The organism is Pseudomonas sp. 43NM1 (assembly GCF_002836905.1).
Taxonomy (GTDB): domain Bacteria; phylum Pseudomonadota; class Gammaproteobacteria; order Pseudomonadales; family Pseudomonadaceae; genus Aquipseudomonas; species Aquipseudomonas prosekii.
The window spans coordinates 1-16,318 of sequence record NZ_MKGS01000017.1; the positions used below are offsets into that span (position 1 = coordinate 1).

General features: G+C 61.5%; 13 protein-coding genes and 3 tRNA genes. All 16 read left to right on the plus strand.

Annotated features, from left to right (window positions below):
- On the plus strand, positions 1-1,498 hold a 1,498-nt coding region (locus BI292_RS03825; RefSeq protein ID WP_305887384.1), incomplete at its 5' end, for a FimV/HubP family polar landmark protein.
- 793 nt (positions 1,499-2,291) lie between these two features.
- Positions 2,292-3,116: a tRNA pseudouridine(38-40) synthase TruA gene (truA, locus tag BI292_RS03830; protein WP_092270564.1), complete on the plus strand. Its 825-nt coding sequence runs from the start codon at positions 2,292-2,294 to the stop codon at positions 3,114-3,116.
- A 63-nt stretch (positions 3,117-3,179) separates the two neighbouring features.
- Positions 3,180-3,809, plus strand: a complete 630-nt coding sequence (locus BI292_RS03835) for a phosphoribosylanthranilate isomerase (protein WP_101207049.1) — start codon at positions 3,180-3,182, stop codon at positions 3,807-3,809.
- A 188-nt stretch (positions 3,810-3,997) separates the two neighbouring features.
- Positions 3,998-4,918, plus strand: coding sequence for an acetyl-CoA carboxylase, carboxyltransferase subunit beta (accD, locus tag BI292_RS03840; protein WP_092270558.1), 921 nt, complete (start codon positions 3,998-4,000; stop codon positions 4,916-4,918).
- Positions 4,915-6,222 carry a bifunctional tetrahydrofolate synthase/dihydrofolate synthase gene (gene folC, locus BI292_RS03845; protein WP_101207050.1) on the plus strand — a complete coding sequence of 436 codons (1,308 nt, stop codon included), beginning with the start codon at positions 4,915-4,917 and terminating at the stop codon, positions 6,220-6,222. Before accD ends, folC begins: the two co-directional genes overlap by 4 nt.
- Entirely contained in the window at positions 6,206-6,883 is a 678-nt protein-coding gene (locus tag BI292_RS03850) for an SPOR domain-containing protein (protein ID WP_101207051.1), read from the plus strand. Before folC ends, BI292_RS03850 begins: the two co-directional genes overlap by 17 nt.
- A gap of 281 nt (positions 6,884-7,164) precedes the next feature.
- Positions 7,165-7,725 carry a CvpA family protein gene (locus BI292_RS03855; RefSeq protein WP_092270549.1) on the plus strand — a complete coding sequence of 187 codons (561 nt, stop codon included), beginning with the start codon at positions 7,165-7,167 and terminating at the stop codon, positions 7,723-7,725.
- A gap of 41 nt (positions 7,726-7,766) precedes the next feature.
- A complete protein-coding gene (purF, locus tag BI292_RS03860) occupies positions 7,767-9,272 on the plus strand; it encodes an amidophosphoribosyltransferase (protein ID WP_092270546.1) in 1,506 nt (501 codons plus the stop codon).
- A 173-nt stretch (positions 9,273-9,445) separates the two neighbouring features.
- On the plus strand, positions 9,446-10,657 hold the full coding sequence (locus tag BI292_RS03865; protein WP_101207052.1) for an O-succinylhomoserine sulfhydrylase: 1,212 nt from the start codon (positions 9,446-9,448) through the stop codon (positions 10,655-10,657).
- Positions 10,654-11,430 carry an SDR family oxidoreductase gene (locus tag BI292_RS03870; RefSeq protein WP_101207053.1) on the plus strand — a complete coding sequence of 259 codons (777 nt, stop codon included), beginning with the start codon at positions 10,654-10,656 and terminating at the stop codon, positions 11,428-11,430. The genes BI292_RS03865 and BI292_RS03870 overlap by 4 nt, the downstream gene beginning before the upstream one ends.
- Before the next feature lie 228 nt (positions 11,431-11,658).
- Positions 11,659-11,734 (plus strand) — tRNA-Val (locus BI292_RS03875).
- Positions 11,735-11,789: 55 nt separating this feature from the next.
- Positions 11,790-11,866, plus strand: a tRNA-Asp gene (locus BI292_RS03880).
- A gap of 94 nt (positions 11,867-11,960) precedes the next feature.
- Positions 11,961-12,037: transfer RNA gene (locus BI292_RS03885), tRNA-Asp, on the plus strand.
- A gap of 261 nt (positions 12,038-12,298) precedes the next feature.
- A complete protein-coding gene (locus BI292_RS03890) occupies positions 12,299-12,808 on the plus strand; it encodes a sigma-70 family RNA polymerase sigma factor (RefSeq protein ID WP_101207054.1) in 510 nt (169 codons plus the stop codon).
- A 35-nt stretch (positions 12,809-12,843) separates the two neighbouring features.
- Entirely contained in the window at positions 12,844-13,755 is a 912-nt protein-coding gene (locus tag BI292_RS03895; RefSeq protein WP_101207056.1) for a FecR domain-containing protein, read from the plus strand.
- A gap of 67 nt (positions 13,756-13,822) precedes the next feature.
- A complete protein-coding gene (locus tag BI292_RS03900) occupies positions 13,823-16,246 on the plus strand; it encodes a TonB-dependent receptor (protein WP_101207055.1) in 2,424 nt (807 codons plus the stop codon).
- The last annotated feature ends 72 nt before the right edge of the window (positions 16,247-16,318 follow it).

Sequence of the window (16,318 nt, forward strand, 5' to 3'; positions counted from 1 at the left end):
GGTAGTGACCGCGCCTGAAGCAGCGCCGGAAGCTTCACCGGTGCCGGCCACTGGCGAGACGCCGGTCGTGCCGACGCCTGCGGTGGACGATGAGCGCACATTCAACGACCTGCTGACCAACCCGATTCTGCTGGGGCTGCTCGGCGGCGGCGCGATTGTGCTGCTGTTGTTGCTGTTGCTGCTGGCCCGTCGCCGCAAAGCTCAGCAAGAAGCTGAAAAGCATGTGCGCATGGCCCGCGCGCTGGCGGAAGAGCAGGAGTTTTCCCCTGAGCAAGACCTGCCGGAAAGCAGCTTCGAAGGTCTGGAAGTTCCGCCGCCAGCGGTGAAACTGGCCAAGGCGCCATCACCGATTCCAGCGCCGATTACCCAACCTGTGCCGGCCCCGGCGCCCGTCATCGCCCCGGTCATCGTTACGCCACCGATCGCTGCGCCGCTGGTCGCGCCTGCCGGTGAACGCAATGACGACGTGCTGGCCCACGCGCAATCGCACATCAATGCCGGTCGCTTCAATCAGGCCGCCGCGTTGCTCGAAGATGGCATCAAGCAAGAACCGCAACGCAGCGACCTGCGCCTGAAATTGATGGAAGTGTATGGTCAGCAGGGCGATCGCGATGCGTTCGTCGCTCAGGAGCGTCAACTGGTGGCCACGGGCGATAACTTCGCCCAGGTCGAGCAGTTGAAAAGTCGTTTCCCGGCCATGGCCCTTGCTGCCGCCGGTGGCATCGCGGCCGCCGCCATCGCCGCCGAACTCGACGCCCAGTACGTCAAGGAACTGCTGCTGGATGAGCCAGAAACGCCGGCCCCGGCTGAGGATGATCTCGACAGCGCGTTCGATCTGAGCCTGGATGATCTGGAAAACGCTTCGCCAGCCGTGGTCGCGCCGATCCCGGAACCGACGCCTGCGGCCGAGCTGGACGAATTCCCGCTGGACGACGATTTGAGCTTTGAGTCGGTGCTGCAACAGCAGACTGAAATCAAGGAAAACCTCGACGACCTGTCGGACTTCGATCTGGACCTGGACCTCGGCGCCGAAGCGTCGCCAGCCACTTTGGCCGAAGATGACTTCCTGCTCGACCTCGACGACGGCGTGAAAGACCTGCCGCCCGTCGAAACACCAACGCCGAACGAAGCCGCCCTCGACGATCTGGAATTGCCTGCGGATTTCGACTTGTCGCTGGCCGATGAAATGGACGTCGCTGAACCGAAAGACGCGTTCACCACTGAGCTCGACGACGTCAACGCCGAGCTGGATCGTCTGTCCCAAAGCATCGGCGAACCGAGCTTCACCGAAGCCGACGCCGCGGCATCGATGGATGACGAGCCTGAGTTCGATTTCCTCTCGGGCACCGACGAAGTTGCCACCAAACTCGACCTGGCCCAGGCCTACATCGACATGGGCGACAGCGACGGCGCCCGCGACATCCTCAACGAAGTCGTGACCGAGGGCGACGCCGGGCAAAAGACAGAAGCGCAGGAAATGCTCTCGCGCCTGATCTGATGCAACGGTGAGATGGAAAAAAACGGCAGCCCATAGAGGCTGCCGTTTTTGTTTGCGCGCGAATGCGAAGGCGTCAGGCCTATCGCCATCGCGAGCAGGCTCACTCCTACAGGGGCGAGGCTCACCCCAATACCCTGTGGGAGCCGAGCTTGCTCGCGATGGCGGTCTATCAGCCACCAAATTTGCCGAATGTGTCGGCCCCATCGCGAGCAAGCTCGGCTCCCACAAGTTATCTGTTGGACGGAATTCCAAGCCCCACCACAAATCCCCTGTGGGAGCTGAGCTTGCTCGCGATGGCGGTCTATCAGTCAACAAACTCGCTGAATGTGCCACCCCCATCGCGAGCAAGCTCGGCTCCCACAGGTTATCTGTTGGACGGAATTCCAAGCCCCACCACAAACCCCCTGTAGGAGTGAGCCTGCTCGCGATGGCGGTCTATCTGCCACTAAATTCGCTGAATGTGCCACCCCCATCGCGAGCAAGCTCGGCTCCCACAGGTTATCTGTTGGGCGGAATTCCAAGCCCCACCACAAATCCCCTGTAGGAGCTGAGCTTGCTCGCGATGGCGGTCCATCAGCCAACAAATTCGCTCAATGTGCCGGCGCCTTCGCGAGCAAGCTCGGCTCCTACAGTTGTTCTCCCGCAGGTTTTGCTTTGCCTCAACAATCGCCATCAACACCAGCGCAATCCCACTCACCTCTGGCGTCGCGAACCGGCGGCCTTATAATGCCCGCCTTTGCGTTTATCAGCAGGCTGTCACCCCTTGGCAAATATAGATAATCCGGCCGCCGAAATGGCGGCTGACGGTTTTTACCGCATCGCGTTGGGCGTCGAGTACAAAGGCTCGCGTTATCGCGGCTGGCAGCGGCAGGCTTCCGGTGTGTTGACCGTGCAGGAAACCCTGGAAAACGCCTTGTCCAAAGTCGCCGATTCGCCGGTGTCGCTGCATTGCGCCGGGCGGACCGATGCGGGCGTGCACGCCTGCGGGCAGGTGGTGCATTTCGACACCCAGGTCGAGCGCTCGCTGAAAGCCTGGGTCATGGGCGCCAACATCAATTTGCCGCACGACGTCAGCGTCAGTTGGGCCAAGGTCATGCCTGCGGATTTTCACGCGCGGTTCAAAGCCATCGCCCGCCGCTATCGCTACGTGATCTACAACGATCAGATCCGCCCGGCGCACCTCAACGAAGAAATCACCTGGAATCACCGCCCGCTCGACGTCGAGCGCATGGCCGAAGCTGCGCAATATCTGGTCGGCACCCACGACTTCAGCGCCTTCCGCGCCGGGCAATGTCAGGCCAAATCGCCGATCAAGCAATTGCACCATTTGCGCGTGAGTCGTCACGGCAAAATGATCGTGCTCGACATCCGCGCCAGCGCGTTCCTGCATCACATGGTGCGCAACATTGCCGGCGTGCTGATGACCATCGGGTCCGGCGAGCGCCCGGTGGAGTGGATGAAAGAAGTATTGGAGAGCCGCATTCGGCGTTCCGGCGGCGTCACCGCTCACCCGTACGGCCTGTATCTGGTGCAGGTCGAATACCGTGACGAGTTCCCGTTGCCCGAGCGCTACATCGGCCCGCACTTCCTGACCGGCTTCAGCGAACTTGACGGCTGACGCCCTCGAACGCATTTGTTACCATCCGGGACTTTCTCGGATTTGCCCTGAGGTTTTATCGACATGTCAGCCGTTCGCAGCAAGATTTGCGGGATTACCCGCATCGAAGACGCGTTGGCGGCAGTCGAGGCCGGGGCCGATGCCATCGGATTTGTGTTCTACGCCAAGAGCCCACGGGCAGTGACGTTCCAGCAGGCGAGGGCGATCATCAAAGCCTTGCCGCCATTCGTCACTACCGTGGGTTTGTTCGTCAACGCCAGCCGCTGCGAGTTGGGCGAAATCCTCGACGCCGTGCCGCTGGACCTGTTGCAGTTTCACGGTGACGAACCGGCCGAGGACTGCGAAGGCTGGAACCGCCCGTACATCAAGGCGTTGCGGGTCAAGGCCGGAGACGACATTCGCGCGGCGTGCGATGCCTTCCCGGGCGCCAGCGGCATTCTGCTCGACGCTTATGTAGAAGGCGTGCCGGGCGGAACCGGCGAAGCATTCGACTGGTCTTTGATACCGCAAGGCCTGAGCAAACCGATCATCCTCGCCGGCGGTCTCAACCCCGACAACGTCGCCGCCGCCATCGCTCGGGTCCGGCCGTATGCGGTGGACGTCAGCGGCGGGGTAGAGGCGAGCAAGGGCATCAAGGATCACGCAAAGATTCAGGCATTTATCAAAGCGATACGTGATGTGACGGCTGGCTAACTGCCGCCGTCCCAAAATGCACTGCGCTGCACAAAGCAGGCACGGCTGAGGGTTTTTGAGCGGTACGCAGGTCAGTCTCGCTGACCCGGCAACTCAACGATCATCGCCACACACATGAATTTAGCTCAAGGGCATACGCGGGGCTGCGAACCAAAGCGTTCGGGCCGCCGGTACTGGAGAAAGAAAGCATGAGCAACTGGTTAGTAGACAAACTGATCCCTTCGATCATGCGTTCCGAGGTCAAGAAGAGCTCGGTGCCTGAAGGTCTGTGGCACAAATGCCCGTCGTGCGAGGCGGTGCTGTATCGTCCGGAGCTGGAAAAGACCCTGGACGTCTGCCCCAAGTGCAACCACCACATGCGTATCGGCGCGCGTGCGCGTATCGACATTTTCCTCGACGCTGAAGGCCGTGCCGAACTGGGCGCGGACCTGGAGCCGGTTGACCGTCTGAAATTCCGTGACGGCAAAAAGTACAAGGATCGCCTGACCGCCGCGCAGAAGGCCACCGGCGAGAAAGACGCACTGATCTCCATGAGCGGCACTTTGCTGGGCATGCCAGTGGTGGTTTCGGCGTTCGAATTCTCCTTCATGGGCGGCTCTATGGGCGCCATCGTCGGTGAGCGATTTGTTCGCGCCGCCAACTACGCGCTGGAAAACAAATGCCCGATGATCTGCTTCGCCGCCTCCGGTGGTGCGCGGATGCAGGAAGCGCTGATCTCGTTGATGCAAATGGCCAAGACCTCGGCGGTACTGGCGCGTCTGCGCGAAGAAGGTATTCCGTTCATCTCGGTCCTGACCGACCCGGTCTACGGCGGCGTTTCCGCCAGCCTGGCGATGCTCGGCGACGTTATCGTTGGTGAGCCGAAAGCCCTGATCGGCTTCGCCGGTCCACGCGTGATCGAGCAAACCGTGCGCGAAAAACTGCCGGAAGGCTTCCAGCGCAGCGAATTCCTCCTGGAGCACGGCGCGATCGACATGATCGTGCACCGTCAGGAACTGCGCCCACGTCTGGGCAACCTGCTGGCACAAATGATGGGCCTGCCGACGCCGAAATTCGTCGCCGCGCCGATCGAGCCAATCGAGATTCCGCCGGTACCTGCCAACATATGACCCAACGTACCCTTGGCGAATGGCTCGCCTACCTTGAGCAATTGCACCCTTCGGCCATCGACATGGGCCTGGCGCGCTCGCAAGAGGTAGCGTCCCGCATGGGACTGGGCAAGCCGGCGCCACGGGTGATTACGGTCACGGGCACCAACGGCAAGGGTTCCACGTGCGCATTCGTCGCTGCATTGCTGCGTGCGCAAGGCCTCAATGTGGGTGTCTACAGTTCTCCGCACCTGCTGCGTTACAACGAGCGGGTGCAGGTCAACGGCGTCGAAGCCACTGACGCCGCGCTGTGCGAAGCGTTTGCGGCAGTCGAAGCCGGTCGGGGCGCAACGACCCTGACCTACTTTGAAATGGGCACGCTCGCGGCGTTCTGGCTGTTTCAGCAAGCCAACCTCGATGCCGTGGTGTTGGAAGTCGGCCTCGGCGGACGTCTGGACACGGTCAACGTAGTGGATGCCGACATCGCGCTGGTCACCAGCATTGGCGTCGATCACGTCGATTACCTGGGCGATACCCGCGAGTCCGTCGCCTACGAGAAGGCCGGCATTTTCCGCCAGGGCGCGCCGGCGCTGTGTGGCGATCTCAATCCCCCGCAACCTCTGCTGGACAAGGCGCGCGAGCTGGCTTGCCCGTTGTTTCTGCGTGGGCGCGATTTTGACCTCGGCATCACCGATTACCACTGGCAATGGCGCGGCGTTGACGCTCAGGGCCAGGTGGTCGAGCTGCGTGATCTGCCGTTGCTCGATTTGCCGATGGAAAACGCCGCGCTGGCGTTGCAGGCCTATTTGCTGCTCGGTTTGCCGTGGCAGCACGCGCAGATTGTTCAAGCGCTGCAAGCGACGCGCATCGTCGGCCGACTCGATCGCCGCCAGTTCAACTGGCACGGCAAGTCGCTGAATGTGTTGCTGGATGTTGGGCACAACCCGCACGCAGCGGAGTACCTGGCGCGGCGTCTGGCCAGTCGTCCGCCGAAGGGCAAACGCCTGGCGGTGTTCGGTTTGCTTGCCGACAAAGACCTTGATGGTGTTGTCGGCGAATTGAATGCTAGTGTCCAGTCGTGGGCCGTGGCGCCGCTGGATTCATCGCGAGCGCGGCCGGTCGAGGATTTACACGCGGCGTTGCAGAACCTTGGCGCGTCGGTAACGTCCTATTGCAGTGTGGCGGCCGCCCTGGAAGGGCAGTGCGCACTGGCGACGAGCGACGACGAGATTCTGTTGTTCGGATCATTTTATTGTGTTGCCGAGGCCCTTGAATGGCTGGCCCGGCGCTCCACGGAGGAAGCGGCAAATGGCTTTGCTGGATAAGTCGTACAAACAGCGCATGGTCGGAGCCCTGGTTCTGGTGGCGCTGGCAGTGATTTTCTTGCCGATGCTGTTCACGCGTCAGGATGAACAGCGTCAGGTCACGGTCGAGGCGCCATCCGCGCCGCAGGCCCCGGCGATGCCGCAAGTGCAGGTCGAACCGGTCGTTGTTCCCGAGCCGCAAGCCTTGCCGCAAGAACCAGTGCCGAGCGACGACGAGATTGCCGATCAGCAAGCCCCGTCGATGCCGATCGCGCCTGCGGCACCTGCCGCACCTGCTGCGCCCGTGGCTGCGGCCCCGGCACCGGCGGCCAAACCGGTTACGCCGCCACCGGCACCTGTCGCCAAACCGGCGCCAGCCCAGCCGATCGCCGCCGCCCCGGCAAAACCGGACACCACGCAAAGCCGCGTCGATGCCAATGGCCTGTCGGTCAGCTGGTCGGTGCAACTGGCCAGCTTGACCAGTCGTGCCAGCGCCGAAAGCCTGCAGAAATCCCTGCGCAGTCAGGGTTATAACGCCTACATCCGCACGGCTGATGGCAAGAATCGGGTGTTTGTCGGTCCGCTGATCGAGCGTGCCGAGGCTGATCGCCTGCGTGATCTGCTTGGTCGCCAGCAAAACCTCAAGGGTTTTGTGGTGCGCTTCCAGCCCGAACGCGGCTAACCGCCGCCCCTCCTGTAGCAGCTGCCGAGCCCGCGAGGCTGCGTCCGGGCGCGAAGCGGTCGTAAACCCGGCGCCCCCCGGTCGTACTAAATAGATCGCGGCAGCTGATTTTGCGACTGCTACGCAGCCGAACGCAGGCTTCGCCAGCTGCTACAGGGAGCAACGCAGCTAGACAAGGGTTGTGGCTATCACGCCGATTTGAAATGCACTGACAATCGCAGCTTACCGATAAGCATGGGCTCTGCTAAAATGCGCCGCCTTATCCGTCTGTAGGCTGCACTGTGCCATTTACCTGGGTTGACTGGGCGATCGTTGCAATCGTCGCCATCTCCGCATTGATCAGTCTGAGCCGCGGCTTCGTCAAAGAAGCATTATCGCTGGTGACCTGGATCATCGCAGGAGTCGTTGCCTGGATGTTCGGTGGTTCATTGTCCGAGTACCTCGCCGGATACATCGAAACGCCTTCGGCTCGTGTGATCACGGGTTGCGCCATCATGTTTGTCGCCACGTTAATCGTAGGCGCAATGATCAATTATCTTATCGGCGAATTGGTTCGCGTCACCGGGCTCTCCGGGACTGATCGATTCCTCGGCATGGCCTTCGGCGCCGCGCGTGGCGTGTTGCTGGTGGTTGTGGCGGTCGGGCTGTTGAGCCTGGGGCCGGTACAGCAGGACAGCTGGTGGAAAGAATCACAGCTAGTGCCAAAATTTTTATTGGTCGCAGATTGGTCCAAAAACCTGATTCTGGGGTGGAGCAGTCAGTGGCTTGCCAGCGGTATCAGCGTACCCGCTGAGATACCGTTCAAGGAGCAACTCTTGCCGTCGGCGAAAACGCCACAGTGAGTGTTGTTCAGTTCAGATCCATTAAGTAGGGGTTGCGTCGCATGTGTGGCATCGTCGGTATCGTCGGTAAGTCGAACGTCAATCAGGCGCTGTATGACGCGCTAACCGTGCTCCAGCACCGCGGCCAGGACGCTGCCGGTATCGTCACAAGCCATGATGGCCGCTTATTCCTGCGCAAGGACAACGGCCTGGTGCGTGACGTGTTTCATCAGCGTCACATGCAGCGCCTTGTCGGCCACATGGGCATTGGCCATGTGCGCTATCCGACCGCAGGCAGCTCGACGTCGGCCGAAGCTCAGCCGTTTTACGTCAACTCGCCTTACGGCATCACCCTGGCGCACAACGGTAACCTGACCAACGTTGAACAGTTGGCCAAGGAGATTTACGAATCTGACCTGCGCCACGTCAACACCAACTCCGATTCCGAAGTGTTGCTCAACGTGTTCGCGCACGAACTGGCCCAGCGCGGCAAATTGCAGCCGACTGAAGAAGACGTGTTCGCCGCCGTGACGGATGTGCACAACCGTTGCGTCGGTGGTTATGCCGTTGTCGCGATGATCACCGGTTACGGCATCGTCGGTTTCCGCGACCCGCACGGTATCCGCCCGATTGTGTTCGGCCAGCGTCACACCGACGAAGGCGTCGAGTACATGATCGCTTCCGAAAGCGTCTCGCTGGACGTGCTCGGTTTCACCCTGATCCGCGACCTGGCACCGGGCGAAGCCGTCTACATCACTGAAGACGGCAAGCTGCACACCCGTCAGTGCGCGAACAATCCTTCGCTGACTCCGTGCATTTTCGAACACGTGTACCTGGCGCGTCCGGACTCGATCATCGACGGCGTGTCGGTCTACAAGGCGCGTCTGCGCATGGGCGAAAAACTCGCCGAGAAGATCCTGCGCGAGCGTCCTGAGCACGACATCGACGTGGTCATCCCGATTCCGGACACCAGCCGCACGGCGGCACTGGAACTGGCGAACCACTTGGGCGTGAAGTTCCGCGAAGGTTTCGTGAAGAACCGCTACATCGGCCGCACGTTCATCATGCCGGGCCAGGCAGCACGGAAAAAGTCCGTACGCCAGAAGCTCAACGCCATCGAACTGGAATTCCGCGGCAAGAACGTGATGCTGGTCGATGACTCGATCGTGCGCGGCACCACTTGCAAGCAGATCATCCAGATGGCCCGTGAAGCCGGCGCGAAAAACGTCTACTTCTGCTCCGCGGCACCGGCCGTTCGTTACCCGAACGTCTACGGCATCGACATGCCGAGCGCCCACGAGCTGATCGCCCACAACCGTTCGACCCAGGACGTGGCTGACCTGATCGGCGCCGATTGGCTGATCTATCAGGACTTGCCTGACTTGATCGAAGCGGTCGGCGGCGGCAAGATCAAAATCGAAAACTTCGATTGCGCGGTGTTCGACGGCAAGTACGTTACCGGCGACGTCGACGAGGCTTACCTGAACAAGATCGAGCAGGCTCGCAACGATGCCTCCAAGGTCAAGACCCAGGCAGTCAGCGCGATCATTGATCTGTATAACAACTGAGTAACCACCGGCCTGTAACTGTGGGAGCGAGGCTTGCCCGCGAAGGCGGTGTCACAGGCAACAGTGATGTTGAATGTGGCGACCCCTTCGCGGGCAAGCCTCGCTCCTACAATAACGGGTGTTCCCTCCAGGCCGGTTTTGTATCTATCAAGAGCAAGGCAAGGAGTGACAGCATGAGTCAGGATTGGGATGCCGGTCGGCTGGACAGCGACCTCGATGGCGTAGCGTTCGATACCCTGGCCGTACGCGCCGGTCAGCACCGTACGCCGGAAGGCGAACACGGTGATCCGATGTTCTTCACTTCCAGCTACGTATTCCGCACCGCTGCCGATGCGGCGGCGCGCTTCTCCGGCGAAGTGCCGGGCAACGTCTACTCGCGTTACACCAACCCGACCGTGCGTGCGTTCGAAGAGCGCATCGCCGCGCTGGAAAGCGCCGAGCAAGCGGTCGCGACGGCCACTGGCATGGCCGCGATCATGGCGGTGGTGATGAGCCTGTGCAGCGCCGGCGACCACGTGCTGGTTTCGCGCAGTGTGTTCGGTTCGACCATCAGCCTGTTCGAAAAATACTTCAAACGCTTCGGCGTCGAAGTCGATTACGTGCCGTTGGCCGATCTGTCCGGCTGGGATGCGGCGATCAAATCCAACACCAAATTGCTTTTCGTCGAATCGCCGTCCAACCCGCTCGCCGAGTTGGTCGATATCGCCGAACTGTCGAAAATCGCTCACGCCAAAGGCGCGATGCTGGTGGTCGACAACTGCTTCTGCACCCCGGCGTTGCAGCAGCCGCTGAAGCTCGGCGCAGACATCGTTGTGCACTCGGCGACCAAGTTCATCGACGGCCAGGGCCGTTGCATGGGCGGCGTGGTGGCCGGTCGCAGCGAGCAGATGAAAGAAATCGTCGGTTTCCTGCGCACTGCCGGGCCGACACTCAGCCCGTTCAACGCGTGGATCTTTCTCAAAGGTCTGGAAACCCTGAACCTGCGGATGAAAGCGCATTGCGCCAACGCCCAGCAACTGGCCGAGTGGCTGGAGCAGCAGGACGGCATCGAGAAAGTCCATTACGCCGGCCTCAAGAGCCATCCGCAGCACGAACTGGCGCAGCGCCAGCAGAAGGGCTTCGGCGCGGTGGTGAGCTTCGAGGTCAAGGGTGGCAAGGAGGGCGCGTGGCGCTTTATCGATGCGACGCGGTTGATTTCGATCACCGCCAACCTGGGCGACACCAAAACCACCATCACTCACCCGAGCACCACTTCCCACGGCCGTCTGGCGCCGCAGGAACGTGAAGCGGCGGGCATTCGTGACAGCCTGATCCGCATCGCGGTCGGCCTCGAAGACGCAGCCGACCTGCAAGCCGATCTGGCACGCGGGTTGGCTGCCTTGTGATCGAGTTGTCCACGCCAAGCACCGGCAGCCATGGCCGCGTCGCACTGGTAACCGGCGCTGCGCGCGGCATCGGGCTGGGCATCGCGGCATGGCTGATCAGCGAAGGCTGGCAAGTGGTGCTGACGGATCTGGACCGCGCGCGCGGCTCGAAAGTGGCGAAGGTGCTGGGCGACAACGCCTGGTTTATCGCCATGGACGTGTCCAACGAAAGTCAGGTGGCGCTGGGCGTCGCCGAGGTCCTGGGGCAATTCGGGCGTCTGGATGCGCTGGTGTGCAACGCGGCAATTGCCGATCCGCACAACATCACTCTGGAAAGTCTGGATCTGGCGTATTGGAATCGCGTGCTGGCGGTCAACCTCAGCGGCCCGATGTTGCTGGCCAAGCACTGCGCGCCGTACCTGCGCGCGCACAACGGTTCGATCGTCAACCTGGCCTCGACCCGCGCCGGGCAGTCGGAGCCAGACACCGAGGCTTACGCGGCGAGCAAGGGCGGTCTGTTGGCGCTGACGCACGCGTTGGCGATCAGCCTCGGCCCGGAGATTCGCGTCAACGCGGTCAGCCCAGGCTGGATCGATGCGCGCGACCCGAGTGAGCGCCGTGCTGAGCCACTGACCGAAGCCGATCACGCGCAGCACCCGGCGGGCAGGGTAGGGACGGTCGAGGACGTGGCGGCGATGGTGGCGTGGTTGCTGTCGAGGAATGCCGGGTTTGTTACCGGGCAAGAGTTTGTGGTCGATGGTGGCATGACCAAGAAAATGATTTACACCGAGTGATTCGCATAGGCGCATACAGGTATTGAATGTGCCGCCGCCTTCGCGAGCAAGCTCGCTCCCACATTGAAACGCAATCCACTGTGGGAGCGAGCTTGCTCGCGAAGGCGGTCCCACCGTTGCTGATGCTGTTGCGAATGACACGATTTTGTCTTTTTCAGAAAAACTTCAATCCTGCTATTGACTTAGGTTCGCTACCTGCGTAAATTTCGCGGCCTCGGAGATGCAAACGGGTGATTAGCTCAGCTGGGAGAGCGTCTGCCTTACAAGCAGAATGTCGGCGGTTCGATCCCGTCATCACCCACCACTTCCGAGAGTCTTGCGCAAGCAAGATGGAAGCCTTTAAAAGCCTCCACCGACGCGCAGCGGTAGTTCAGTCGGTTAGAATACCGGCCTGTCACGCCGGGGGTCGCGGGTTCGAGTCCCGTCCGCTGCGCCATATTTTCCGAATCAGAGTCTTTTTCTGGTTCGAGATTGAAAGCCTCGAAGCTTCCAGTCAGACGAGTTACTTGGACGCAAGTCCAAAGCGATACGCAGCGGTAGTTCAGTCGGTTAGAATACCGGCCTGTCACGCCGGGGGTCGCGGGTTCGAGTCCCGTCCGCTGCGCCATATCTGCCTCAAGGCCCACTGAACGCCTTGGAGCTACGAAGAAAAGCAGTTGCTCATACCAGCGCTTGATTCGAGTCGATAGCAAAGACCCTGGTCGGAAGACCGGGGTTTTTTGTGTCTGCGATTTGGCTTTTCTTTCCTCGAATTCCCCTCTGCTTAATCTTTCTGCCCCGCCAACGCATAAAGCGCTTCCTTCGCTGCGCCGACATTAATTAGAATCACTCTCATTTGCGCTAACTCCTTGGCACAGGGCTTCTTGAAATGAGTGATGCAGCGATGCCGACGGGACACACTTTCCACGACCTGTACCGCGACCATCGTGGCTGGCTCGAAAGTTGGTTGAGACGCCGCATGGGCAATGGCCATGACGCGGCGGACTTGAGCCAGGACACCTTCCTGCGCCTGCTCGCCAGCTCGCAAAGCATTGCCGACCTGCAAGAACCCCGCGCCTATCTGGCCACCGTCGGCAAGCGCTTGCTGAGCAACTTCTACAAACGCCGCAGCCTCGAACAAGCCTATCTGAATGCATTGGCGCTGTTGCCCGAGGATTGCGTGCCGTCCCCGGAACAGCGCTGGATACTGCTGGAAACCCTGCAAGCGCTCGACGAATTGCTCGACGGTCTGCCACGCCCGGTCCGCCGCGCATTTCTCTGGAGCCAACTCGAAGGCCTTGGGTATCAGGAAATCGCCGAACGCCTGCAAGTCTCCGAACGCACGATCAAACGCTATATGGCCCAGGCCTACGAACACTGCTTGCTGGTGCAACTGTGATCGGTTCTGCACCCTCGGCCGAAACTCGCCAAATCATGCGGGCGGCTGCACGCTGGTTGGCGCTGGTCGAATCCGGTTCCGCCAGTGACCAGGACCGCGCCGATTTGCAGCGCTGGCGCGACAGCCACAGCACCCACGAACAAGCCTGGCAGAAAGCGCAAATGCTCCGCCAGCGTTTCGCCGATCTGCCGTCAGCCCTCGCCATGGCCAGCCTCGACCGACCGCAGCCAAGTCGGCGCACGGTGATCAAACGCGCGGTCGGTGCGGTGGCGCTGGTGCCGGCAGCGTGGCTGATCAGCCGGCAATTGCCGCTGGACGTCTGGAGCGCCGACCTGCGCACGGCGACCGGGGAGGGCAAAAAAGTCCAATTGACCGATGGCAGTTCGCTGCAACTGAACACCGCGAGCGCCGTAGACATCGATCTGAGCAAGCGTCTGCTGAAACTTGTCGAGGGCGAGATCGCGCTGAATGTGCCGGGGACTAAGCCGCTGACGATCCAGGCGCACTTCGGGCAGATTGTCGTCAGCCAAAGCGAAGTCTGCGTGCGCCAGGGGGCAAGCGGCTGCAAGGTTTCGGTGCTCAAGGGTGCGGTGCAATTGCAGCCTCTGCGCGGCCCGGTGTTTTCGCTGCGCGGTGGCCAGCAGGTCAGCCTGCTGGCGGCCGGTGCCGGCAACGTCGAGCCGTTTGATGTGCTGGCTCCCGGCTGGCGCGACGGTGTGCTGATGGCGCAGAACCAGCCGCTGGGCGATTTCCTGCGCGAACTCAGCAGCTATCGACCGGGCGTGCTGCGTTGGGAGCCGGAGCTGGAATCGCTGCGGGTCACTGGCAGTTTTCGTCTCGACGACACCGACCGCATCCTCGCGCTGCTGGCGGCGAGCCTGCCGATCGAGGTGCACTCGCGCACGCGCTATTGGGTAACGCTGCTGCCGCGCAAAAATAGTGTTTAACGCGTGTCCCCTTTTTTCGCGTCGCTGGTCATTCAAGGCAAGTGAAACGAAATCAGAGAGACTTTCAATGCCCGCAGTGATGCCCAGCAGTACACGTTCGGCTCCATTCCGCCTGCGCCCGTTGGTGCACTTGAGTCTGTTGCTGAGCCTGAGCGCCAGTCCATTCTTCATCACCACCGCGTGGGCCGACGACGGCTCCAAACGCAGTTATCAAGTTCCGGCGGGTAGCCTCAGCGCGGCGTTGATGCGGTTTGCCGGGTTGGCCGGGGTCAACTTGTCGGTCGACCCGGCACTGGTTGGCAGTCGCACCAGTCCGGGGCTGTCCGGTGATTTCGCGGTTGAAGAAGGTTTCGCCCGATTGTTGCAGGGCTCGGGCCTGCAATTGCAGGCAGTCGGCGATCAGGCGTACATCCTGACCCCGGCGCCGGAGGGCAGCAGCCTGCAACTGGCGCCCACCTCGATTCTCGGCGCGACTGGCGGCGTCGAGGGCGAGCCTTACGCTGGCGGCCAGGTTGCGCGGCGCGGTTCGCAGGGTTTGCTCGGCTCGAAAGATTTCATGGAAACCCCGTTCAGCATCACCACTTACACCGCTGAAGCGGTGAAGAATCTGCAGGCGCGGACCTTGGGCGATCTGGTGGCCAGCGATCCATCGGTTCGAGCGACCAACCCGGCGGGCGGGCGCTACGAGCAGTTCACTATTCGCGGGCTCAGCCTGTTCAATAGCGATGTTTCCTACAACGGTCTGTATGGCGTCCTGCCGACTTATACCATCGACATGGAAATGGCTGACCGCGTCGACATCCTCAAAGGCCCGAGCCAGTTGATCAACGGCATCTCGCCGCGCGGCAGCGTCGGTGGCGGCATCAACGTGGTGCCGAAACGCGCGACCGATGCGCCGATCACCTCGTTTACCGGCAGCTATGCGTCGAACAATCAGCTCGGCGGCGCCGTGGATATCGGCCGGCGCTTTGGTGAGGATGACAAGTTCGGCATTCGTTTCAACGGCGTGAAACAGTCCGGCGACACCGAGTGGGATCACCAGAGCGTCGACCGCGACATGGCTGTGTTGGGCCTGGATTTTCGCGGTGAACGGCTGCGCCTGTCGACGGATGTCGGGCACACCGAGCGCGACACCGACGCCCCGCAGGAGCGGGTGATTGTCGGCGCCAACGCCCAGGTGCCGCACGCCAGCGAGGTGCGGCGCAACTATGCGCAGGCCTGGAGCCAGGCGCGAACCAAGGACACGTTCGGCACGGTCAACGGTGAGTTCGACGTCAGCGATTCGGTGATGCTCTACGGCGGCGTCGGCGCGCGCAAAAGTAACCACGATTTTCTCCGGCATGCGGTTTCGATCACTAATGACCGCGGCGATTTCAGCGTGCAGCCGCGTGATTTCACCCGTGACGAAAACGTGCGCACCGCCAACGCCGGCGTGCGCAACTGGTTTCACACCGGCCCGGTCAGCCATGAGGTGAATCTGGCGGCCAGTTATTTTTATATGGATTTCGAGAACGGTGGCGCCCGTTATGCCGCGTCTCCGAGCAATCTCTACAACCCGGTGGCCACGCCGACGCCGAACAATCCGACGCGCCAGGATGCGAAGGTCTACACCGAAAACCGCTTCAGCGGCGTGGCGTTGTCCGACACCCTCGGCTTTTTTGATGACCGCGTATTGCTGACCCTCGGCGCACGCTGGCAGCGGGTGAAGGTCGACGACTGGTCGGACAACGTCAAGGGCGACACCGCTTACGACGAGGAAAAGGTCTCGCCATCGGGCGGCATTCTGTTCAAGGCCACCGACAAGCTGTCGCTGTACGCCAACTACATGGAAGGTTTGAGCCAGGGCAAAATCGCGCCATCGACCTCGGTGAACGAGGACGAAATCTTCCCGCCGTTTATCAGTCGTCAGGTTGAAGTCGGCGCCAAGTATGACGCGGGGCCGTTCGCGGTGACCGCGGCGGTGTTTCGCATCAAGCAACCGGCTTACGAGACCAACGCCAACACCCGCGTGTTCGGCCCGAACGGCAAACGCGAAAACACCGGCGCGGAAATCAGCATGTTTGGCGAACCGCTCAAAGGTGTGCGCCTGCTCGGCGGCGTGATGTACATCGACAGCGAGCTGAAGCAGACCACCAACGGCACCTTCGACGGCAATCGCGCACCGGCCACGCCGAAATACAACGTCAACCTGGGGGCCGAATACGATATTCCGAACGTTGAGGGCCTGACGCTGAGCAGTCGCGGGATCTATTCGAGTTCGCAATATCTGGACCAGTCCAACGTCAAGGAAATCGATGCCTGGACACGCCTGGATGTCGGCGCGCGGTATGCGTTCAAGGTCGACGATAAGCGCATCACCTTGCGCGGCAATATCGAGAACGTGGCGAACAAGCGCTATTGGAGTTCTGCGGGCGCGTCGGATGACAGCGAACCAGGGTTGACGCTGTCGACACCGCGCACGTATTTGCTGTCGGCGACTGTTGATTTCTGAGTTGGTTGGGTTTTTTGGGGGGGGGGGGTTGCTGGCGGGAGTGGGGGGTCAGGTAGCAGCTCAATGCTGGTC